Annotated in this window: 21 protein-coding genes; all 21 read left to right on the forward strand. The window is 37.2% G+C overall.

Annotation, left to right across the window (positions count from 1 at the left end):
• The first annotated feature begins 9 nt into the window (after positions 1-9).
• The gene (locus tag AC3B6Y_RS06790; protein ID WP_489757335.1) at positions 10-1,173 is read left to right on the forward strand and encodes an AI-2E family transporter; all 1,164 of its coding nucleotides are present in this window, start codon (positions 10-12) and stop codon (positions 1,171-1,173) included.
• Positions 1,174-1,527: 354 nt separating this feature from the next.
• Entirely contained in the window at positions 1,528-4,806 is a 3,279-nt protein-coding gene (locus tag AC3B6Y_RS06795) for a pectate lyase-like adhesive domain-containing protein (RefSeq protein ID WP_489790775.1), read from the forward strand.
• Between the two features lie 302 nt (positions 4,807-5,108).
• Positions 5,109-5,618 carry a tRNA (uridine(34)/cytosine(34)/5-carboxymethylaminomethyluridine(34)-2'-O)-methyltransferase TrmL gene (gene trmL / locus AC3B6Y_RS06800; protein WP_489757337.1) on the forward strand — a complete coding sequence of 170 codons (510 nt, stop codon included), beginning with the start codon at positions 5,109-5,111 and terminating at the stop codon, positions 5,616-5,618.
• 11 nt (positions 5,619-5,629) lie between these two features.
• Complete coding sequence (locus AC3B6Y_RS06805; RefSeq protein ID WP_489790777.1) at positions 5,630-6,031, forward strand: DUF1149 family protein; 402 nt, start codon at positions 5,630-5,632, stop codon at positions 6,029-6,031.
• A 416-nt stretch (positions 6,032-6,447) separates the two neighbouring features.
• A complete protein-coding gene (locus AC3B6Y_RS06810; RefSeq protein WP_489790008.1) occupies positions 6,448-7,170 on the forward strand; it encodes a YveK family protein in 723 nt (240 codons plus the stop codon).
• A gap of 27 nt (positions 7,171-7,197) precedes the next feature.
• Positions 7,198-7,902, forward strand: a complete 705-nt coding sequence (locus AC3B6Y_RS06815; RefSeq protein ID WP_489769110.1) for a CpsD/CapB family tyrosine-protein kinase — start codon at positions 7,198-7,200, stop codon at positions 7,900-7,902.
• 47 nt (positions 7,903-7,949) lie between these two features.
• On the forward strand, positions 7,950-8,795 hold the full coding sequence (locus AC3B6Y_RS06820) for an LCP family glycopolymer transferase (protein WP_489757341.1): 846 nt from the start codon (positions 7,950-7,952) through the stop codon (positions 8,793-8,795).
• A 121-nt stretch (positions 8,796-8,916) separates the two neighbouring features.
• Positions 8,917-9,525: a sugar transferase gene (locus AC3B6Y_RS06825; protein ID WP_489791514.1), complete on the forward strand. Its 609-nt coding sequence runs from the start codon at positions 8,917-8,919 to the stop codon at positions 9,523-9,525.
• Position 9,526: 1 nt separating this feature from the next.
• Entirely contained in the window at positions 9,527-10,579 is a 1,053-nt protein-coding gene (locus tag AC3B6Y_RS06830; protein WP_489790779.1) for a glycosyltransferase, read from the forward strand.
• 10 nt (positions 10,580-10,589) lie between these two features.
• Entirely contained in the window at positions 10,590-11,633 is a 1,044-nt protein-coding gene (locus AC3B6Y_RS06835; protein ID WP_489790781.1) for a glycosyltransferase, read from the forward strand.
• Positions 11,634-11,744: 111 nt separating this feature from the next.
• Positions 11,745-12,818 carry a hypothetical protein gene (locus AC3B6Y_RS06840; protein WP_489790783.1) on the forward strand — a complete coding sequence of 358 codons (1,074 nt, stop codon included), beginning with the start codon at positions 11,745-11,747 and terminating at the stop codon, positions 12,816-12,818.
• Positions 12,818-13,816, forward strand: coding sequence for a Stealth CR1 domain-containing protein (locus AC3B6Y_RS06845; RefSeq protein ID WP_489769105.1), 999 nt, complete (start codon positions 12,818-12,820; stop codon positions 13,814-13,816). The genes AC3B6Y_RS06840 and AC3B6Y_RS06845 overlap by 1 nt, the downstream gene beginning before the upstream one ends.
• A 20-nt stretch (positions 13,817-13,836) precedes the next feature.
• On the forward strand, positions 13,837-15,252 hold the full coding sequence (locus AC3B6Y_RS06850) for an oligosaccharide flippase family protein (RefSeq protein WP_489790785.1): 1,416 nt from the start codon (positions 13,837-13,839) through the stop codon (positions 15,250-15,252).
• A gap of 210 nt (positions 15,253-15,462) precedes the next feature.
• Positions 15,463-17,736, forward strand: a complete 2,274-nt coding sequence (locus AC3B6Y_RS06855) for a DNA translocase FtsK (protein ID WP_489790787.1) — start codon at positions 15,463-15,465, stop codon at positions 17,734-17,736.
• A complete protein-coding gene (locus tag AC3B6Y_RS06860) occupies positions 17,729-18,991 on the forward strand; it encodes a M16 family metallopeptidase (protein ID WP_489790789.1) in 1,263 nt (420 codons plus the stop codon). The genes AC3B6Y_RS06855 and AC3B6Y_RS06860 overlap by 8 nt, the downstream gene beginning before the upstream one ends.
• Positions 18,988-20,253, forward strand: coding sequence for an EF-P 5-aminopentanol modification-associated protein YfmH (yfmH, locus tag AC3B6Y_RS06865; protein ID WP_489790790.1), 1,266 nt, complete (start codon positions 18,988-18,990; stop codon positions 20,251-20,253). The genes AC3B6Y_RS06860 and yfmH overlap by 4 nt, the downstream gene beginning before the upstream one ends.
• Positions 20,254-20,979, forward strand: a complete 726-nt coding sequence (gene ymfI / locus AC3B6Y_RS06870) for an elongation factor P 5-aminopentanone reductase (RefSeq protein ID WP_489790792.1) — start codon at positions 20,254-20,256, stop codon at positions 20,977-20,979.
• A 37-nt stretch (positions 20,980-21,016) separates the two neighbouring features.
• Positions 21,017-21,850 (forward strand): helix-turn-helix domain-containing protein, encoded by an 834-nt coding sequence (locus tag AC3B6Y_RS06875; protein ID WP_489790794.1) that lies wholly within the window; start codon positions 21,017-21,019, stop codon positions 21,848-21,850.
• 5 nt (positions 21,851-21,855) lie between these two features.
• Complete coding sequence (gene pgsA, locus AC3B6Y_RS06880; protein ID WP_489790796.1) at positions 21,856-22,437, forward strand: CDP-diacylglycerol--glycerol-3-phosphate 3-phosphatidyltransferase; 582 nt, start codon at positions 21,856-21,858, stop codon at positions 22,435-22,437.
• A gap of 88 nt (positions 22,438-22,525) precedes the next feature.
• Complete coding sequence (locus AC3B6Y_RS06885) at positions 22,526-23,056, forward strand: CinA family protein (protein ID WP_489790798.1); 531 nt, start codon at positions 22,526-22,528, stop codon at positions 23,054-23,056.
• A gap of 41 nt (positions 23,057-23,097) precedes the next feature.
• Positions 23,098-24,201, forward strand: coding sequence for a recombinase RecA (gene recA / locus AC3B6Y_RS06890; protein WP_489774844.1), 1,104 nt, complete (start codon positions 23,098-23,100; stop codon positions 24,199-24,201).
• Positions 24,202-24,228 lie beyond the last annotated feature (27 nt).

Below are 24,228 nucleotides of genomic sequence, written 5' to 3' on the forward strand. Positions count from 1 at the left end.
GAGGTAAGTATGAAAAAAAAAACTTGGTTTACAAAATGGTTTTTAAATAATAAGTTTACAGTGGTTTTACTGAATGTACTCTTATTATTTTTGATCATTGCGGTTTTTGCTAAAATTAGTTATGTTTTTCGCCCATTGTGGCAAATTTTAGGAATTATTTGTCCACCTTTAATTGTGGCCATGATCTTGTATTATTTAATTAAGCCGTTGACCAATTTTTTGCAACGGCGGTTGCATTTGAATCGAATTGTAGCTATTGCAGTCGTTTTTTTAGTGATTTTATGTATCTTAGTCTGGGCAATTTTGACATTGATCCCAATTTTACAGAGTCAGGCAACATCTTTAATCAAAAACTTGCCGGCCTACTGGCATTTAATTCAACATACGATTAATGCAATTAGCCATGAGCCGCATTTACAAAATTTGCATCTGCAAGATAATTTATCTTGGAGTAAATTTTCGGATACTTTTATGAACAGTTTGGGCGGGACTTTTGATACGGCTTGGAATAATTTTACTTCGGCTTTAGGAGTTATTTCCAATGTAATCATGATCTTTTTAACGGCACCGTTTGTCCTCTTCTTTTTACTGAAGGATGATCAAAAAATTAAACCAGCAATTTTAAAGTTTATCCCTAATCGCTTAAAAGCAGCGACAGCACAGACTTTAAGCGAAATCAATGCGGCACTTAGTTCTTATATTCGTGGACAATTAACGGTCGCTTTCTGGGTCGCAGTGATGTTTAGTGTTGGTTATTTAATAGTGGGCATGCCTTATGGTATTCTGTTAGGGATTTTTGCGGGAATTTGCAATCTGATTCCTTATGTCGGCTCGGCAATTGGCTTATTGCCCGCGGTGATTCTGGCTTTATTATCCGGACACCGAATGATTTTTAGTGTAATTATTATTTTTGCTATTGAACAAACTATTGAAACGCGCGTGGTTTCACCGCTAGTTGTGGGCAATAAAATGAATATGCATCCAGTAACGACGATCTTTGTATTATTGGTTTCAGGCGGAATGTTTGGTTTATTAGGAGTTATTGGAGGCATTCCAATGTATGCTATTTTAAAAATTCTATTCACTAAAACATTTAATTGGTTTGAAACTAATTCTAATTGGTACCAAGATGAAAATTTATTAGAAACACAACAGCCAAAAGATTCCCATTAATGCAAGAACAAACTTATGCTTATAACTAAGCACAGCTATGTAAAAAAGGTTAATGAATTTAACTAATTTGGATAAAATTTTCCAAATTAGTTTTTTTATTGAGGCTAATTCGAAAATTTAGCCTTAAAAAAGCTAAATTTTAATTAAAATTTTAAACTAAACTAAAAAAACTGATTGGTTAGTATGAGTTAAATGTTTTTTACAGATTTGTTAGGAATTTATTATTTATAATAAGAAATTGATAAAATATTAGTTGAAAGTTATATTTAGCGTGATGTTTTTGTAGATGAATCATTGGGAGGTTTCTTTATCACAAAATGCGCTGATCGACGTCATATCAAGTTTTTGATTTTAATGATAGTTATGGTTGAAAGTGTCTTTTACACAACCACGTTACGAGCGGAGACGCTTAAAGGTATTGCATTAGAGCAGTTAATTCAAAATCAGGGTTTACCAGTTGGCTTAAGTCGTAGTAATCAAGTCACAGGTGATTGGAGTCAGAATTTACTGCGTAGTGATTACAGTGATTTATTGCAAATGCAAACGAACTTCACAACTGACTTAACTAATAAATTAAGTTATAAAACACAACATCAAACACCAATTTCAGATGCCACTACTGTGAGTGTTAGTACTTGGGCAGAATTTTGTGAACAGGTTCAAAACCCACAAGTAGCTACCATTATTTTAACTAACAATTTAACAGCTACTTCTTCGCCGAGCATTACGACTGATAAAACCATTAATTTTAACAATTATCAAATCAATACTGCCAAGCAAACCATCTCATTAACTCAGGGGACGACCACGGTGCAAGATGCTAATGTGGTTTCTGATCATACTAGTGCTGCTACTTATTATTGTTTTACTGCCACTCAAGGAAACCTGGTGGTCCAAGATACTAATCTGACAACTAATGCTTCACCGGCGGATATGGATAATACTAATACGAACAGTACCATTATTAATGGCGGCTTTTACACAGCTGAAAAAGCCCAAGCGCCAGTTCAACTAACTTTTGATCATGCTAATGTGTCACAACAAGTGAGTGCCGATCTGGTTCAAACTAGTATTGGTAATACTAACGATTATGCGATTGTGATGAATAGTTCTAGTGGTAGTCAATTAACTATCAATGATAGTAAGTTACAAATTCAAGCTAATAATTATATCATGTTCCCGAATATGAATAGTAATTTAAGTGTTGATAAAACAGTTAATATCAAGAACTCGACCATTGCCGCTGTTCAAGCAAGTGATTTATATACTAAAAATTATAATTTATTCTTAAATAGTGCCAATGATAATACCACGCAACGCAATTATTTTGGTCTAAATCTGAATATTAATGATCATTCTAAAATTAATGTTCTTTATAACAATGCAGGAAATTTGGATCAATCTGGAGTCATTCGAATCTATGGAGCTAATTCACTCTTTACATTAGCCAGTGGTTCCAATTTAACGATTAAAAATATTAATGGTTCTGCGATCAGTATCTCAGGCAATAATAGTCAGTTTAAAGTTACTGGTGCTGCCAATGATCAAACGACGACATTGAATGCTACCCGCGGCGAAGGCGGTGGTGGTGATTCGACCAATCCGGCGGTGCGTTTTATTTGGACTGGCGGCATGTTCTTTGATATTCAGGGCAATGCGAAAGTCAATGTTAATCAAAATTATCAAAATGTGAATAGTAAAGGGGACAATCCGCCCGGTATTCGGATGTACGGAATGGGCAATAAAATTTCTGTTTCCCAAGGAGCCGAGTTTAATCTGCATAATAATAATGCGGTAGGAACGCCTAGTGCAGGTGAATCTGGTGGACAAGGTATTTTGTATCGCGATGCTCGAGCTGATGGCACCGTTGATCCGTATAATTCTTTTGTTTTAAAAGATCCTAATTCGCAAGTTTTGGTTGCTGCTCAAAGTGGTGCTGCCATTATGACGAATTCGACACCGTTAAAAATTGATGCAGGGGATACTGCTAACGATAAGATTTCCTTCGTAGCACGCGGTAATTATCCGAAGGGAGGAATTTTTTCTGCGCCTAGTGGGCAAAAATTAACATTTAATATGCCGTATCCGCGCTACTTTGATTTTCAAAATCAAGCTCCAAGTGGTAGTAATAGTTACTTGTTTGATGGTTCTAAGAACAGTACTTTTCAACATAATGCTTTACCTTTACAAGTTTGGGACAGTAATAGTGACATCAATGGCAATCCTTCGGGAAATTGGCAACACGTTGGTGCTAGTTATCAATCGACATCTGGTTTGTTTGCCAAATTATTTGAAGTTGTAGTTCCAACTTCTGACAGCGATGCGACAGAAGCCGCTGATTTTAAACAATATTTAGAAACTCCATTGACTAAAAGTGGTGCTAAAGGATTGAATAAAATTACGCGGATGACAGCTAACGTCACGCCCGCTAAAGTGAGTTGGTTACAAGATACGAATAATCAGTTTATTGATCCAGCCAATACTGATAAATATATTTGGCTCAAAGCTCAAGTTCCCGCCGAGAACGATGCTTTAAGACCGGGCTTAGATAATGAAGTGCAAGCAGAATTACAGGTTACTTTACCTGATGGTACCGTCAAAATTTTACGGGGAACTTCTGCGCTACAAGACACTTATTATGATCAAACAACAATTAAGGGCGTGATGAAAATTGCTGCGCCTGATTTACAACTGCTGCCGGCGGGAACGAAAATTAAGATTTTACGAGTTTGGCGAAATGGTACTTATGACAATGGACATTATAGTTCAAGTGCCATTGTGTCCGAACCACAAAAAGATTTTGATGATAGTGAAAAAACTGTCGTTGATAAAACACCACCACTACCAGCCAAAGTTTTATCCGCCAAGTCGACCTTAACGAACAATCAAACCGCCACTAATCTGACGAAAATTGTACCCTCCACGACTGAATTGACGGGAACAGCGGCTGCTAATGCAATCGTTTCGTGGCGAATTTTAAACGCTGATGGTAGTCTTAAATATTCGTCGACGCCTTCAGAGAATACGCAAGTTGATAGCGCGGGTCAGTGGCGTTTAGAGCGATTGCACGGTTTGAATTCAGGTGATCAACTGCAAGTTCTGTTAACTGATGCAGCCAATAATACTAATCCGCAGACGACACTGACTTATCACGATACCGTCTTGCCCGGAGCAACGACCTTAGCGGTGAAGGGAGAATTGACGCTGCAAGTGCCTACCAAATTAGATTTTGGTCAGCAGCGTGCTAATGATCATCATAATATTCCTATTACTGCATTAGATGGTAATTTAGCGGTAACCGATACGGATCATCAAGCAGCAAATTGGGCAGTTAACGTTAAGCTGGACAATCAAGTTGGGGATGATTTGGGGACGGCTAATTTGCCCCTATACTATGGTGAAGGCCTAGCTAGTGCACAAATTACAACGACGCCATTAGCAATTTTCCAAAATGATCAGCCACCAATTGTCGATAATATTTTAGATATTTCTCATTCATGGACGATTGATCCGCAAACGATGGAAAATATTCCTCAAGGGCCATATTTAAAAAATGTTAGTGCTGCCACAACGATGCCCACCAAAAATCATACAGGATGTTTAGCTTGGTCTTTGACCAACAGCGTTAATTAAGGTTACTGCTCTGTTCAGGCTAATTATTCATTCATAATACTGGAAAGTTATGGCCACGTTAAAGTATATTTTTTGAAAACAAGTTGAATTCTATCGGAATTTAGTTAGTTAAGTACTCATTTTGACTTGTCAGTCTATTAAATAAGTTGTATATTATTAAACGTGGACTTAACTTAAACTCTTTTATCAGACCTGGTTTGATAAAAGAGCTTAATCAGAAGTAATTTAACGTATCTTCTTGCTGCATTTGCCGAGGGGATGCGTTTTTTTGTAGAAAACTGATATAAAGGAAGCTTTGATACATGACTAATCATATTGCACTTTTTGAACCGTTAATGCCAGCTAATACTGGTAACATTGCCCGAACTTGTGCGGGGACTGATACTGTCTTGCATTTGATTCGACCATTAGGATTTAGTTTAGATGATAAGCATATGAAGCGTGCCGGTTTGGATTATTGGGATAAGGTTAAATTGGTGATGCATGATGATTTAACCGACTTTTTAGCTAGTATACCTGATCAACGTTATTTGTATTTGATTAGCAAGTTTTCCGATCGAGTTTACAGTGATGTTGATTATTCCAATACGGATGTGGATCATTATTTTTTGTTTGGTAAAGAAACTACTGGTTTGCCGGAAAAATTTATGCGCGATAATCCTGAAAAGTGCCTGCGAATACCAATGACTCAAAACATTCGGGCTTTAAATTTGTCCAATAGTTGTGCTTTGGTAATTTATGAAGCAGTTCGACAACAGCATTTTGCTGGGTTAGAATTAACACATCGTTATGAACATGATAAGTTACATTAGGAGATGTGAGTATGAAAGTTAACACAGGACCCGTTGTTGTGCAATCGTTTCATTATGATTTAGTTGATCCCCAATCTGAGCCACAAACGGACATTCAAGTTCAAGTTCAAGATTATCCGGTAGCCGATGGTGAAGAATTATCAGGGAAAATGGTGCAAATTTTAACACCGTTTAATGTTCATCCAGCTCAAGCGGAATTTGCCGTTTCTGGATTAATTGGACAAGTTTTTCAATTGCCTGATTTTACAGGTGAGCTATCAGAAATTACACCGGAAATGGTTGCACAATTATCGCAACCGATGATTGAACAAATTCAAACCATTACTTATCAAGTGACGGCTTTGACTTTAGAACATGGTTATCATTTGGACTTTCAGGCGGATTTTGGTTCAGGAGAAGTTCAGGATAATTAATTAAGTTGATAATAAGTTGATAAGACTGAGGCATGCTTAACTTTAAAAGCGGTAAAACTTTTAAAATTAAGCGTGATAATCGGTCTTTTTTTGTGGTTTTTGAGAGTTATTTTAACAATATTGATTTGAAAAAAGTAAAAAAGATTTTAAATAAAATAATTAACAGAAATAAGCAGTTTTAGTGATTGTTAATATAAATTATAGTATAATTTAGGTATTAATTTAGTGTTAACTCTACAATAGTTAGAGATAAAAATCGCTCAGCAGTCGACAATACCGGTATCGACACAAAATTATTAACTGTAATTAAATGCTTGAATTTAGCAAGACATCGACTTTAGACTTTTAGAAATTATTACTTGGATCAATCATTAAAAATTTCTTTTGGTCTCATTCTTAATAAGGGAGGTAGGAATTTGAATCCAACAATTAATCTACTTCGTTTAGACTTAATTATTAAAAAACATTGGCAAATGTTGATTAATTGTGTCATTGTCGGATTGGGCGTGGCGGCTATTTTAACGTTTGTAATTTTAAAACCGCAGTACCAAGCGCAAACACAAGTGGTGGCAACTTTACCTCATCAGTCACAGCAAACAGATAATGATGTCAATAATAATTTGCAATTAGTTAATACGTATAAGGAGTTTGTGACGGGGGATGTGGTACTTGAACAAACGGTAACCCACCTTGATCAATTAGGCGTACATCGCAGTAGTGCGCAGGTGAAAAAAGAAGTTAAGATTAAACAAGCACCTAATTCACTGATGTTTAGCATTGTAGTAACAGATAAAGATCGTTTTGCAGCAACGGAAACAGCTAATTTATTAGCACAGATGTTTCAAAAAAATGTTCAACGATACTTAAATGTAGATAAGATTGCAATTATTTCACAAGCTAAATTACCCCAGAAGCCGACTTTTCCTCCTAAAATGTTATTTCTAGGCTTAGGCAGCTTCCTGGGATTATTGTCAGGGCTCTTTTTAAGTATTCTTTTGGAATTAACCGATCAAACGGTGAAGGACGAACAATTTATCAAACAAGAATTAGCATTACCAATTATGGGGCGGGTTGCGAAAATTTCCAAAAAGCAATTACGATTGTCTGAAAATCAAGAATCTTTACTCAAAAATAGTTAAGTTATTTCACAATAGGAGAGTGAATTGATGTTTAAGAAGTACAGATCACATACTCATGATCGAGAGCAATTAAATGGAGTGAGTTTGATTAGCTTTTTTAAACCGCAATCGCCAATCACGGAACAATTTCGTACGATTCGAACTAATTTACAATTTGTTGCGACTAAAGATCACCCTTTATATTCCATGATGTTAACTTCTCCAAGTTTAGGTGAAGGTAAGTCCACAGTGGCTGCTAATTTAGCAGTGGTCTTTGCGCAAGCAGCACAACGCGTTTTATTAGTGGACGCGGATATGCGCCGTTCAACGGTACATCGGACTTTTAACATCAATAATCAAAGCGGACTCAGCAATTTGTTAGTTGATCAAGTTAGCCTAACTGACTGTATTCAAGAAACTAAAATTCCCAACTTATCATTAATTACTAGTGGTTTTCGGCCACCTAATCCAGCAGAATTGCTTAATTCCAATAATTTGCAGCATCTCGTGCAGCAAATGGAAACTAAGTTTGATTTGGTAATTTTTGATGCTCCACCTGTTTTGGCGGTAACAGATGCACAAATCTTGTCGCGGCAAGTTACAGGCTCGTTGTTAGTGGTTCGTCCGGGAATGACTACTAAAAAATCATTGATGCAAGCGCAAGAAACCTTGAATTTAGTACACTCCACAATCTTTGGCGTAATTTGTAATGACTATGCTATGCAAGCACAATCTGGGTATTACTACGGTTAAAATCTACAATAGCTTCACAATTGTTAAATTGATTGGAAGGTAAAATAATGGGTAAACAAGTCAAACATTGGTTGAAAAGTTTTATTGTCATAGTGATTAGTTTAGTGGTTGTTGGTAGTGTCACTTACGCCGCACAATTATATTATGATGTTTATTCTGCTAGTAAAAATATTTATCATCCTAAAGCTGCGCACAATTTACGACATACGACTCAGTCAACCATCAAACAACAGCGACCAATTTCTATTTTGCTATTGGGAATTAATAATTCGCGCAAGGTGAGCCACAGTTCTCTGCCTTCGCTAACTGTAGCAACTTTGAATCCGCAAACTAAAACCGTGACCTTGACTAGTTTAAGTGAAAAAATTGCTGTTTCTTCGCAAAAGCAAAAAGTTTTGTTAGGACAAGCCTACAATCAAAAAGATATTAACTTGGTCATTAATTTAGTTCAAAATTACCTAAAAATTCCAGTAGATTATTACTTTGCTTTAAATTTACCGGGCTTAGGTCGCTTGGTAGATAACGTTGGGGGCATTCAAATGAATTACTTATCCTTAACGGGGCAATCGGCTCCACAAAAAACGCCTTTTGATGGTCAAAAAGTAATCCGTTATGTGGCCGTTGGTGCCACTGTACGTCAACAACGTCAAGATCAAGTTGTTCAAGCTTTGATTCGGAAAATTTATCAGCCCCAAACTTTAACTAGTTATTCAGACCTGCTCAATAGTTTGGAAGATAATGTCCAAACTAATTTGACATTTGCCGACTTTCAACATTTGACACTGCATTATCGTGGTGTTACGCAACACGTCAAAAAGTATCAATTACTGCCTACTAGTTCTAAGACGGTCAAATTACAGGTGCAACAAGCATTAAAACAACAATTAAAATAGTATAACCTGATGAAAGGGGAATAAGAAAATAGTGGAGGAACGTAAAGTTAAGCCACAATTTAAACTGACTACAAAAACATGGAATACTTCTGACAAAGGATTAAACATTAAATTTTATCTAATTAGTAAACGATTATGCGATATTATATTTGCAATTATTGGTCTACTAGTCCTGGTAATAGCAGCGCTAATTATCAAATTAATTTATGTAATGCATGGTGACTACCAGTCCATTTTTTATCGGCAACAGCGTGTGGGTAAAAATGGCCAATTATTTACGATTTATAAATTAAGAACAATGGTTGTTGGTGCCGATGTATTATTAAAAAATGATCCGCAATTAAATCAATTGTATGTTGCTAATGACTATAAAATTCCGATTGAGCAAGATCCACGCGTGACTAAAGTGGGAATTTTCTTGCGTAAGTGGTCATTAGACGAACTACCACAATTTTGGAATATTTTAAAAGGTGAAATGAGTTTGATTGGTCCGCGACCGTTAGTTCCATCAGAATTGCGGAATTATCGAACGCCCCAAAGAATTAAACAATTACTGTCGATGCGCCCCGGGATTGTAGGATATTGGCAGGCTTGTGGTCGCAGTAATATTCCTTATCCCAGACGCTGCTCCTTGGAGTTATATTATGTTAAAAATGCCTCTTTTAGCTTTGATTTTTGGATTTTTTGGAAAAGTATTATCAGTGTCATTAAACACGTAGGAGCTTATTAAGTTGAAACGACGATTAGTTTATATTGTGGAATCCTTTGGTGGCGGGGTGTTAACTTTTTTACGGGAGTTAACGCAAGGATTAATTGGAGATTTTGAAATTATCATTCTGTATGGTCGCCGCGCGCAAACACCCGAGAATGTGGCTGACCTGTTTTCAAGTCAGATCAAATTAATTGAAATTAAAGACTTTCAACGCAGTTTAAATTTGATAGCCGATAGTCGCGCATATTGTCACTTGTATCAACTACTTAAAACTTTACAGCCCGATATTGTACATTTGAATTCTTCTAAGGCGGGCTTTTTAGGTCGCTTGTTACCATTTAATGCACAAACCAAAATTTTTTACACACCACATGGTTATAGTTTTTTAAACGCACCGCAGTCAAAGCCCCAATTAAATTTATATTTTTGGGCTGAAAAATTATTAGGATACCGCAAACGTGTGCAAACAGTCACGGTGAGTTTCAGTGAGTACCAGCAAGCTCAAAAAGTTACTAAAAATGTACAATGTATCAATAATGGTATTGACGTCCAAGCAATTGATCCAATTCAGCCAACTGATTTGCCATATCAGCATGCGATTGTAACGGTAGGGCGCATTAGTGAACAAAAAAATCCGCAGTTTTTTAATCAGTTAGCGCAAAAGTTTCCGCAACAACAGTTTTTGTGGTTGGGTGATGGACCCTTAAGGTCACAATTAACGGCGCCAAATATTCAAGTTTTAGGTTGGTTAGCGCACGAGCAAGTATTGGCTATTCTCAAACAAACGTCAATTTTCATTTTATTGTCTAAATGGGAAGGATTATCATTGGCATTATTAGAAGCGATGTATTGCCAGAATAGCTGCATAGTCAGTAACATTGCTAGTAATCAAGCAGTGATTCAGGATCAGCAAACAGGCTTGGTGGTTGCCGATTTACCGCAAGCTGTGGCGGCATTAAACGAGTTATTAAAGCAACCTGATTTATATAGTACAGCTGCCAAAAAAAGCGTGCTGCAGAATTATGATGTACGACGGATGGTTAAAAAATATTACCAATTATATAATTCATGAGGAAACTATTGTGAAAAAGATTCTACATTTTGTGCGTACAAATATTTTTAGTGGCTTGGAAAGTACGGTTTTAAATATTTGCACCTTAGTTCCTGGCTATCAGCAAGCTTATGTTTCACCATCAGGAGTAATTGATGACTATTTAAGTGCAGCTCATGTTCAACATATTATTGTTCAGCAATTAACTCCTAGGATTGTCCGACAAGTGATTGAACAATATCAGCCAGATATTGTTCAAGGTCATGATGTGGTCGCCAGTTTGTGTTTAGCAGCTAATGCTCATTATTGTCATCAAAGCCAAATTCAAATTATTTCCCAATTGCATAGTAATGATCCCCAAATGACACATTTGACGTGGCGGTCATTATTATATGCAGTCAGTAGCTTGAGTTACGACCGAGTGATTGGAGTGTCAAAAGCTGTTTTAGATGAATTTTTATTCAAGAAACTGATTGCTGATAAATTTACAGCTATTGAAAATGTGATTAATCCACAAAGCATTAAGCAACAATTACAGTCCTCTCAAACACTGAAGAAGCAGTGGGATTGCTTATTTGTTGGACGATTAGTGGCGGCTAAGCAACCTTTGAAATTTGTCGCCGTTATGGCAGAACTAGTTAAAAGAAAGCCTGATTTACAAGCAGCAATGTTAGGCTCAGGGCCTTTAATGACGCAATTACAAAAAATGATTAGGCAAGAAGGATTGCAAAATAATATTACTTTATTGGGCTTTCAAAAAGAGCAGTATGTATATCTTAATGCTACTAAGTTATTAGTCATCACTTCTGATTATGAAGGTTTCGGTTTAGTGGCGTTGGAAAGTTTGTTACTGGCCAAACCAGTGATTGCTCCACCGGTTGGGGGGCTTGTTGAAATTGTTGATTCCACTTGTGGAGCTTTAGTGCAGACAAAGACAGAATTTGTAACGTCCATTATGCAACTCTTACAATCGCCAACTTTGTATCATTCTAAAGCTGTAGCGGCCCAGCAAAAAGCTCAGCAAATTAACCGTTTGGATCGGTTTCAACAGCAGTTTAGTCAGATTTATCAATAAAATTTTGCTGCAGTCAGCAGCTAGGTAATGTGAGTGTAATGGAAACTGTAAGTAACTCAAAGGAGATTATAATTAGTGCAATGGGAATTGAGGTCTAAAATTTGGCTGAATATGTACGGTATTTACTTATTTGGTTATATTGTATTAATGACGAGTAATTTAGGGCTAACCACGACACTGCAATTTCCTTTTTTGATTGTTTCCATGCTGGGGTTTGGTCCCTTTTTACTTTGGCGCACTTATTCTTTAACTGAATTTTTAGTTTTGGTGGGGAGCATGATCATGGCGATCATGGTTTCCGTGACGTCACATACAACCGTCTTTATTGTGTTAATTGTCTTTATTTTTAGTGCACAAAATGTGCCCGTTAGAGCTTTTGTTAAAAAAGATTGGTTAATGCGGCTTGTGGCGGTCAGTTTAGTTATACTTTTGTCAATTATGCACCTCATTCCCAATCTCTTATTGAATCGTAATGGTAGTGGCTTACGTTCTTCGTTAGGATTTGATCATCCGAATACGACGGGACAAATGTTGCTGGCTTTGATGGGTGATTTAGCGTTTCTTTACGGGCGCAAGCATCCTTACCTGGTTAATTTCACCATTCTTGCAGTTTTTATATGGAATATGGTTATGGTTGATTCACGCTCCACCGAATTAGGATTAGTGGTGTTATTGCTGTTTAATTTGTATTTTAATTGGCAGCAATCGGCCGGTCTATCTAAAACATGGACCTTAATGTGGATGGTGTTACCTTGGGTTTTGACTGGGATTTCAGTTGGTTTGATTACTAACTTTTCGGGCAGTAATTTTTATTGGCGTTTGAATGAATTATTATCCAATCGTTTAGCTTACATGAATAACGTTTGGAATTATTATCCGGTGACTATTTGGGGACAATTTATCCCCACTGGAAGTGGTTTTTATCAAGATTTAAACCGCAACGTCATCGATAATTCTTATTTTTCCATTTTAATGCGGACGGGTCTGATTTCCATTATTATTTTTCTAGGCTATCTCAGCGCTGTCATCAAACGCTTAATTCAACGACATAATTTTCAACTATTTGCCTTAGTCGTCGTTGTTTGTCTCGTTAGTTTAATGGAATCGCGTTTAAATTATTTTCAGTACAATATTGGTTTATTAATTTGGTTTATGAACGATTCGGCCCAAAAGGAGAGTAAATGATGTCCGAGGCAAATATTGATGCTGTAATTACTTGGGTTAATGACAATGATCCTAAGTGGTTAGCTAAAAAAAATCATTATCAACCCCAAGCAGATCAGTTTTTAAATGGAGCAGCACGGTACCGAGATTTTGATACCTTAAAGTATGTCTTGCGTTCTTTAGCTGATTTTGCGCCATGGATTCACAAAATTTTTTTAATAACGGATCAACAAGTGCCACAGTGGCTAGTTGAGCATCATGCAAAGTTACAAGTCGTTGATCATCGCGACTTTATTCCAACGGAATTTCTTCCGACTTTTAATTCCAATGTGATTGAAATGAATCTATACCAAATAGCTGAATTGTCCGAAAATTTTATTTTATTTAATGACGATACGTTGTTAACCCGACCAGTGCAACCTACAGATTTTTTTGTGCATGATTTACCTAAAGATACCGCCGCTTTATCCCCCATTTGCCCAGAGATTGATGGAATTGAAAGCTCGATGGCTAATGATGTCAAGTTGATTAACTCGCAATTTACCCAAAAAGCAGTGGTAAAAAACTATTGGTCAAAATTTTTTAATTGGCGTAACGGCCCCTATAATTTACGGACTTTGTTTTTGTTGCCTTATACCAAGTTTAGTGGTTTTATGGACTTTCATATTCCACTATCACTCAAAAAAAGTGTGTTACAAGCTTTGGCAGAACAATTTCCTCAACAATTTTTACAAACTAACAAACACCGCTTGCGCTCAAATGGTGATCTGACCATTTGGTTGGTTCGTTACTGGCAGCTGTGCACGGGACAATTTCAACCGCGCAGCTATCGTTTTGGTAAATATTTACCATTAACTGACTTGCCTGCTATTCAAACAGCTTTAACTGATCGGCATTGTAAAACTATTTGTGTGAATGATGTTCCAATGACAACGACACAATTACTGGATGTGCAGAATAATTTGGCGGGAATTTTGGAGCAAAGATTACCCCATAAATCATCGTTTGAAAAAAATTAAAACAATGGGAGATTTTAGTAGTGCAGTTAATTAAGAACTATTTATATAACGCAGTTTACCAAATTTTTGTATTACTAATTCCGTTAGTCACGATGCCATATATTGCCCGCATTTTGGGAGCAAAAAATTCTGGTATTGTGGCCTTTACGGCTTCCAATACGCAATATTTTGTATTACTGGCTTCGTTAGGAATATCAGTTTACGGCAACCGAGAGGTGGCTTATCATCGCCAAGATCGACGCACATTATCACAAATTTTTTGGGAATTATTTAGTTTACGACTTATTATGATGTTTGTAACCCTGGGGTTATTTGCGCTCTTATTAATAGGACAGAAGCAATATGTCATGGCTTACATGGCACAATCTGTTTTAATTATTGCCACGGCATTTGATATTTCGTGGTTTTTTATGGGCTTAGAAAATTTTAAAGTGACGGTGATGCGTAACTTTGTGGTCAAACTCATTTCCTTGGTTTTAATTTTTATTTTGGTTAAGTCGAAAGCAGATACAGTCATCTATATTCTTATTACTTCTGTAGCCCAATTGTTAGGTAATTTATCTATGTTTACTTATCTCAAAAACTATGTGGTTTGGCCGCAATGGCCATTGCATTTTTCTAAGCATTTCCGTCAAGCCTTACTGTTTTTTATACCCCAAATTTCAGTATCCTTATATACTTCGTTTAACAAAACTATTCTGGGTTGGTTAGTTTCAGTTACTGCTGCAGGGATGTTTGACTACGCTGATCGAATTGTCCGCTTAGCATTAGCGGTGGTCACGGCGGTAGGAACCGTCATGTTACCACGAATGGCGCAAATGTTTGCTCAAGGCAATTTGACTAAAGTCAAACGTTATCTATGTTTGTTATTTAACGGAATTAGTTATTTGGCTGTACCAATTATGTTTGGTTTGGCTGCCATTGCACCCAAATTTATTCCGTTTTTTCTAGGTCAACATTATCAAGTTGTGAGTGTATTAACGATGCTAGAAGCAGTGGTGATTGTCATTATTGCCTGGGAAAATGTGTTGGGTAATCAATATTTAATTCCTACTAATCAAACAGCAACTTATACGAAAGCAATTTTAGTAGGAGCGCTGGTGAGTTTATTGTTGAATCCACCATTAGCCAAATTTTTTGGACAAATAGGTGCCACCTTTGCCATGGTAATAGTGGAAAGTAGTATCTTACTTTATGAATTATTTGCACTCAGAAAAGTAGTTTCTTGGAAAGAATTGTTTGGAGATTGCTGGAAAGCCTTTTTAGCTGGTAGTATCATGTTCTTAGTGGTTTATCCACTGAACTTGTGGTTAAGCTTTAACATTGTTACGCTATTATTAGAAGTGATTTTAGGCGTAGTAATTTATTTTAGTTTGTTGTGGATTCTGCGTCCGCAAGTTAAAACAGTTGTGTTAAATTTACTCAAGCAACATTAATTTTGATAAAGATTGGTAAAAAAAGGTAAGCGGGCTGGTACTTGGTCGGCTTTTTTAATACTATATTATGAGACACTAAAAATAGTGGATAATACAAACCGGTAGTAAGTAACGAGAGATCATTTAAATTCTAGAGACTGGTTAAAAAACATTATTTTAATGACTGTGCTTGTTCAACGATTAGTCAAGTAATGTTAATGGGAGAAGAAAATGGTTCGTAAAAAAGCGGTACAAACTAGTAAGAAGAAGCGTAAAAAACATGCACAAGTAAAAGAAGCGGATTATGTTATCAATTTGGTGGGCTTAGCACTAGTATTGCTTTCAATTTTGGCGGATTTTAAATTAGGTCTAGTTGGGCGCTTTTGTGCTAATTTATACCGCATTTTAGTTGGTAACGGATTTCAAGTGTTAGCGGTTGTAGTAACTATTGTTGGACTTAGTATGTTTGTTTTGGGGCGGATACCGCGCTTAGCTGGTAAACAATTATGGGGAATCATCTTTGTTACTAGCAGTTTATTAACGTTAATGCATGCGGCTTTGTTTAAACAATTACAATTAAGTCATGATTTAGTTCATATCACGTGGCGCATGTTAGCGGGAGATATAGCTATTAATCAAGTGGCTTCAAATGTTGGTGGTGGAATGCTGGGTGCTTGGTTACTGACACTGTTCCAAGAATTATTTTCGATGCCCGGAACTTACTTATTATGTGGTTTATTACTAATCTGTGGGATACTAATGATTTTAAATGTGCAGATTAAGCAAGTAGTAATGGTGTTTCAAAAAATGATTAGTGGTTGTCAATGGTTAGGTAATTATTTAAAAACAGCTTATCAAGAACAGCCAGTTCATGAGCCACATTTAACGAATCGAAAATTAAAACCGCAACGTTCTGCAACTGAAAGTTCAGATCACAATCAGCCAGCTGTTCCTAAAACTGAGCCAGCAACTCAAGGGGATGATGATTTTAAAATTGAAACGCCCCCAACTTTAAAACCGGTAACCCCCAATTTACAACCAGTCACTAGTAGCGTATCCAATGAAGATTATCAATTGCCAGATCTTTCGTTGCTCAAACAAGTTCCGCCAGCAGATCAATCGCAGGAGTATGCATTAATTGATCAAAATCGGAAAAAATTAAAAGAAACCTTAGCTAGTTTTGGAGTTGAAGTGGAAGTTAAAAAAGCTACGCTGGGGCCCACAGTTACGAAGTACGAAATTCAGCCGGCAGTTGGTGTTAAAGTCAGTCGTATTGTTAATTTAGCGGACGATTTAGCTCTGGCCTTGGCCGCCAAAGACTTGCGTATTGAAGCCCCTATTCCTGGCAAGCCTTATATTGGCATTGAGGTCCCGAACCAAACGCCTTCTATGGTTTCCTTTCGCGAAATTATTGAAAATCAACCAGAGCATGCGCAACAGGTTTTGACTGTTCCCTTGGGCAAAGATGTCTATGGACAAATTGCAATGTGTGATTTGGCGCAATTACCGCATTTACTAATTGCGGGTTCCACCGGTAGTGGTAAATCAGTGGCGATTAATACGATTATTACGGGTCTATTAATGCAAGCTAGTCCGCAGGTAGTGAAAATGATTCTAATTGATCCCAAAATGGTTGAGTTAAGTATGTATAATGGCATTCCGCATTTATTAATCCCGGTAGTGACCGATGCTAAAAAAGCTAATAGTGCTCTTCAAAAAGCGGTCCAAGAAATGGAACGCCGGTACCAATTATTTGAACAAACCGGTTATCGCAAGATTGAGGAGTATAATCAAGCTGTTGAACAAAATAATCAAGATAAAACTAAACCCGTCAAGGAAAAATTACCTTATATTATTATTGTAGTTGATGAATTGTCCGATTTGATGATGGTTGCTGGCCGTGATGTAGAAAATTCAATTGTGCGGCTAGCCCAAAAAGCGCGCGCAGCTGGAATGCACCTGATTTTAGCAACACAAAGACCATCAGTTGATGTGATTACCGGTTTAATTAAGGCCAACATTCCTTCCCGAATGGCGTTTGCTGTTTCTAGCAATATTGATTCACGCACAATTTTAGATTCACCTGGCGCGGAAAAATTGCTAGGACGGGGAGATATGTTATTTGAACCCATTGGGCAAAATAAGCCTAGCCGAATTCAAGGAGCATACATTTCGACAGAAGAAGTGGAACGCGTCGTTGATTTTGTTAAGCAGCAGCAGGCCGCAGCATATGATGAACAGCTATTACCAAGTGACCAAGCAGAAGCGACTAATAGTCAGCAAGTTGATGATGAGTATTGGCAAGAAGCGGTCGAATTAGTTGCTCGGGAACAAAAAGCGAGTGTATCAATGTTACAACGGCGGTTTCAAATTGGTTATAATCGCGCCGCCCGCTTAGTTGATGCGATGGAAGAACGTGGAATTGTGGGACCCGCCCAAGGATCTAAGTCACGTAAAGTATTGATTGATCGCCCAGAAATTGAGGATATTAGAAAAGATGAATGAACCTAAAATTATACAATTACGCCCGGGGGTGGAGTTGTGGTGGTTACCGACTGATAAATTTCAAGTGTTTCGTTGGGAATTTAATTTTGTTACTTCGCAAAAAAAAGCACAAACTACGCAACGTAAATTGTTGGTCAACTTATTACAACGCTCTAGTAAACGATATACGACACAAGCACAGTTGGCCCGGCAGTTATCTTTATTATATGGGGCAGAGATTACAGGAAAAACGAGTATTTTACGAAATTTAAATATATTATCGTTAGCTGTGACAGCCCCAGCAGCTTTTCAAACAACTAGTTTAATACAACCAGGATTGAAATTATTGTCAGAATTAATTGCGGCTCCTAATTTGCAAGCGAACCAGCAACTTTTTATGGAATCCGCGTTTCAGCTTGAACAAACTAATTTAGCTAATTTTTATCAATCACTGCAAGATGATTATGCGTTGAAAGCTAGCTTAGGGTTAAAGCAAATATTAGCCAGTGCCGATTATCAAGTGCCAGCATTTGGTTCTTCGACGCAGTTACACCAATTGACTAATGAGCAAGTTAGTCAACAATATCATGATTTAATGAAACAAGATCGATTAATTATGACGTTGGTGGGTGATCCGCACGATCAGGCAACTACTACCTTTTTACAGCAACTTGATTTTTTAACGGCCCGCGCGCAACCAATTAACTTGAAGGCGCAGCAGTTATTAACTTTACCAAAACATCCTGTCTGTATCCAACAACATGAACCAATTCAGCAGAGCCAATTAGTGATGGCTTATCATGGTTCTACCAAGCATGCAGCGGCTGTTTGGCAAGTCTTCAATATGATGTTGGGTGGTGATGACCAATCGCTATTGTTCATTAATGTTCGAGAGCAAAAGGGCTTAGCTTACTCAATTTATAGTACAGTGAATGCTTTTGAAGGACTGGTAACAATTCAAGCGGGCGTTTCAGCCGCGCAAATTGCAACTGCTCAAGAGCTAATTCAACAACAAATCACGCAATTGGCCGAACAAGATCATGAGCAGTTGTTACAGCATGCAAAATTAGCGTTAGTTAATCAACGACTGATTGATTCTGATAATATTGCTCACCAAAGTGAGCGGTTACTGTTAAAGGCACTTAACTCCCACTTTATTTGGCCTGATAGTGACTATGCTCACCAAATTCAAGCGGTGCAATTAGCTGAGGTTCAAGCTTTAGCGGCACAATTACAGTTAAGTGCCCAATATCAATTAATAGGTGATAATAAATGAGTTCTTTAGAAATTACTACAATTCATAATTCCGCCAATTTACCAATTAAAGCAATCATTAAGCCTGATTTTCATCAAACTTATGCTTTAGCCATGGTTGATTTTGGTTCCTTAGATTCGACGATAACTAATCAATCAAATATTATCCCGGGTTCGGCTCATTTTCTTGAACATAAGTTATTTGCCAAACCTAATTTTGATAGTGCCGAAGCTTTTGCTAAATTTGGTGCTAATTCCAATGCTTTTACGAGTTATACCAAAACAGCTTATTTATTTCAAACTGTAGGACAAGTAGCCAATAATTTGGGAGTATTGCTAGATTTGATCAGTCGACCGTATTTTACGGCAGCGAATGTTTTAAAAGAACAAAAGATTATTGCCCAGGAAATTCAGATGTATGCCGATAACCCGGATTGGGTTTTGGAGCAAACCACTTTAAATAACTTGTTTCCCCATGATCCCATTACACAAGATATTGCGGGTACTTTAAGCTCCATTCAAGAAATCACCGCCGCTAATTTATTAGCGATTTACCAGCAATATTATGTGCCTAGTAATTTTCAGATTTATTTAGCTGGTGCTATTGATCAACAAAAGTTAGAATCTCAGTTGGCCGAAATTATTGCTCATAATCAGGCTATTCAACAGTTTGCGCAACGAACTAAGCAACCTATTTTGCGGTATCGGCCAGTGGATTATCCTGTCAAAAGTGCACAAGAGATTGTCTTTAAAGCACAGCGGCCGCATATGATGATTGGTTTACGAATTATGGTCCAAGCTAGTTTATCTGAGATGATAATTTTACAAAATCAATTGGAATTGTTATTCGAATTGATTTTAGGCGAAACCTCCTTATTCAGACAATCTTTATTAGAACAGCACTTGATTGATGATAGTTTTGGTTATAGTGTCATTGTAGAACGGCAATATGCCTTTATTTTGATTAGTGCAGAAACTGACCAGCCCCATCATTTAGGAGAAGTTTTACGCACGTATTTACTCAAGCAGAAGTTTATGGCAGAATTAACAGCGGCAGCTTTAGAGATGATTAAAGCTGATAGTATTGGGAGCTATTTGTTTGCGAGTGACTATATGGAAAATTTGGCTACAGAATCAGCAGAGTTGGCCTTTTATGATTTGAGTTATGAACAAATGCCATCATTAATTAATCAGATTTCTTTGGAAAAGTTGCAAACTTTAGCGACCACAATTTTTCAAGCAGATAATATGACCATTACTTATTTACAGCCGGAGACGAATTAAATGAAGTGGGCGTTAATTTTAGGAGCAAGTGGAGGAATGGGCCGAGCTATCGCTGCTGATTTAGCACAAGCAGGCTGGTCATTGTATCTTCAAGGTAACGAACATATTGCGCAATTACAACAGGATCAACAACAATTACAGCAGCAATATCCCCAACAAGATTTTTTGGTTTTAAAATCCGATTTCAAGAAGCTTGAAAATACTGCCCAAATAGTTGATAATATCTTTAGTTTAGATGCCCTGATTGCGGCACAAGGAATTACTAATTATCAGTTATTTGATCAGTTGAGTTTGACACAAATGCAGGAAATTTTGCGTGTTAATGTGGTTTTTCCATTGCACTTGATCCAACAATTGCAAGATAAGTTGGCGGTCAGTCATTGTGGCAGAATTGTTTTATTAGGTTCAGTATATGGCGCTCAAGGTAGTGCAATGGAAGTGATGTATAGTACCACTAAAGGTGCTTTGACCGCTTTTGCGAAAGCTTATGCAAAAGAAGTGGCTAGTTTAGGCATCACAGTCAATGTTTTGGCTCCTGGGGCAGTGGATACTACTATGAATCAAATGCTAACTCCACCGGCTAAACAGCAACTAGTGGAACAGATTCCGCTAGGAAGAATGGCGACTCCACAAGATTTAAGTTATTGGATTAGAACGATTTTGGATCCTAAAGCCCAATACTTGACAGGTCAAACTTTGTACGTAACTGGTGGTTGGTTAAATTAATTAGTTATTTAAATTTCAATATAATGGTGGTTGAGCAATGAGTGAATTAGGCGATAAATTACGTGATGCACGGCTGGAAAAGGGTTATACAATTGATGATCTACAAAAAATAACTAAAATTCAAAAACGTTATTTAACGGCAATTGAAGAAGGACGATTAGATCAATTACCCGGTGATTTTTATGTGCGTGCTTTTGTCAAACAGTATGCGGATAGTGTTGGGTTAGATAGCCAAACTTTAATTGAGGACTATCAGTCGGAAATTCCTAAAGTACAACCAGAAGAGACACCCGTCCAGTCACCAACGGTTAAAAAAGAAGCTTTGGCTCCTAATTTAAAGCGGCATTGGCCACAGATTGTAATTTTAGCAGTAGTGCTAATTATTGTGATTTTAATTTGTTTAGTGGCAGCGAAAGTTCACAAGCAAAATGCTAATCCAATTCCAACTTCGCATCAAAAAGTGGAACAAACAACGACTAAAAAGCCGAAAAAGCATACTAAAAAGCCAGTAGCTAAGCAGTCAACTAAAAAAACAACTGCCAATAAAAATCTAGTTTTAAAGGCAGATGCTGATGTGGCTGATCATTTTACCATTCAAAATTGGTCACAACAACCGCAGCACGAAGTTAAATTACAAGCTACTTCTGCCCAGGCGTGGATTGCGGTACGGGCTAATGGACAAACTGTTTGGCAGGGAGCTTTACAGCCTAATTCTGAACAAACGGTTCAATTGAGTAGTAATTTAAAACAATTTCAAGTACAAACTGGTAATGCCGCGGTAACTAAAGTTTTGATTAATAATCAAAACTTGCCAGTTCCAGATAATCAAACTGGTACGGTTCATACCTATACAATGCAAATTAAGGAGTAATCTGAATGAATTTACCCAATAAATTAACTTTATTACGGATTATTTTAATTCCCATCTTTATGATTTTTATGTCGATTGATTTTCATTTAGGCCAGGTGAGTTTTTTAGCAACGACCATTACGTGGCAATCATTAATCGCTACAATTATCTTTGTAGTAGCTTCTATTACAGATTTTATTGATGGTAAAATTGCGCGTGGACGTCATTTGGTAACCAATTTTGGAAAATATATGGATCCGTTAGCTGATAAAATGTTGGTTTTAACAGCGTTCGTGTATTTGGCAGCTCGGCACCAAGCTCCGGCTTGGATTGTGGCAATTATTGCTTGTCGCGAGTTACTGATTACGACATTAAGATTATTGATTGTGGAACAGGGTGGTTCCGTCATGGCAGCACAGATGCCCGGTAAAATTAAAACTGCAACCCAAATGTTGGCAATTGTTTTCTTAATGTTAAAAGATCCGATTTTTGCTTATTGGAATATTCCGTTTGGTTTAATTATGTTATATATTTGTTTAATCTTTACCGTTTATTCGGCATATGATTATTTATGGCAGAATCGTCAGTTTTATTCTGATTTTAAATAATTGAAACGTCCTGTTAGTTAATAGGACGTTTTTTGCTTTTTTAAGTTATTTAGTAAGATAATTTTGTAATTAATAAAAGGGTGATTGGATGTCAGAAGAAATAAAACAATTTTGGATGTGTCAAGGGAATCCGCCCCAATTTAATTGGGCTGATTATCAACCTTTAATAGCACAAGTGGTACGCGGATTGCAGCACAATAAGCAAAACATTACTGCAGCAGAAAGTTTAAGCGCTGGTTTATTTCAAGCAACCTTAGCGACCGTACCTGGTGCTTCACAAGTTTTTGCGGGTGGTTTTGTGACTTACTCGCTAGCCATGAAAGCTCAATTATTAGCTATTGATGCAGATTTATTAGAACATTATGGAGTGGTAAGTGCTTGGACGGCCGAACAAATGGCGCAAAACAGTGCTCAGATTATTGGTAGTGATTGGGGGGTCGGCTTAACAGGTGTGGCTGGACCAGGTTTATTGGAGCAACAACAACCAGGGACCGTCTATCTAGGAGTTAAGTCACCCAAAGATGTGCAAGTTCGGCGGTTTGCGTTTCAAGGAACAAGACAAGTCATTCGCCAAAAAAGTGTAATTGCTGCTTTTATTATGATTTTAAATCAGTTATAATCTTGATTGAGAGAACAAACGTTTGGTATGGAGGTATTAAAGTGGCTAAAGATAATAAAGAAGATGAAGCTGGTCGCGAGGAAGCGCTGAATAAAGCTCTAAAGAAAATTGAAAAAGATTTTGGTAAAGGAGCTATTATGCGTTTGGGAGAAAGTCCTAAAACTAAAGTTTCTTCTATTTCAAGTGGTTCTTTGGCTTTGGATAATGCGTTGGGCATTGGTGGTTATCCGCGCGGCAGAATTGTGGAAATATATGGTCCAGAAAGTTCTGGTAAAACAACTGTGGCCTTACATGCTGTGGCAGAAGTGCAAAAGAATGGGGGAACCGCAGCTTATATTGATGCTGAAAATGCGATGGATCCAGATTATGCTAAGGCTTTGGGAGTTGATATTGACAATTTGTTATTGTCACAGCCAGATACTGGAGAACAAGGACTGGAAATTGCTGATGCTTTAATTAAAAGTGGTGCGATTGATATCTTGGTCATTGATTCAGTAGCTGCCTTGGTTCCTAAGGCAGAAATTGATGGTGAAATGGGCGACTCACATGTCGGTTTGCAGGCGCGGATGATGTCGCAAGCTTTACGGAAGCTGTCTGGTAATATTAATAAAACCAAAACGATTGCTTTATTCATTAATCAAATTCGTGAAAAAGTGGGCGTTATGTTTGGTAATCCGGAAACTACTCCCGGTGGTCGTGCTTTAAAGTTTTACGCGACAGTGCGCTTAGAGGTTCGCCGTTCTGAACAAATCAAAGAGGGCTCTGATGTTATTGGTAATAAAGTGAAAATTAAAGTGGTTAAAAATAAGGTAGCACCGCCCTTTAAATTAGCTTTAGTAGATATTATGTATGGTCACGGAATTTCACAAACAGGTGAGATTTTAGATATGGCTGCTGATCAAGAAATTATTAACAAGAGTGGTTCTTGGTACTCTTATCAAAATGAACGTATCGGTCAAGGCCGCGAAAATGCGAAAGCATATCTAGATGATCATCCAGAGATGAAAGCCGATATTAAACAGCAGGTTCGTGATGCTTATCAAATGGATGATATTAAACAATCAACTACTGAAGATCAAGCAGTAGAAAAAACTGCTGCCGATTCTAAAAACAATAAAACTGATCTTAATTTAACAGATCAATAATTTTGGTTAAAATTTGCTGTTTGGAAA

The sequence above is a fragment of the Bombilactobacillus sp. ESL1092 genome (genome assembly GCF_058107465.1).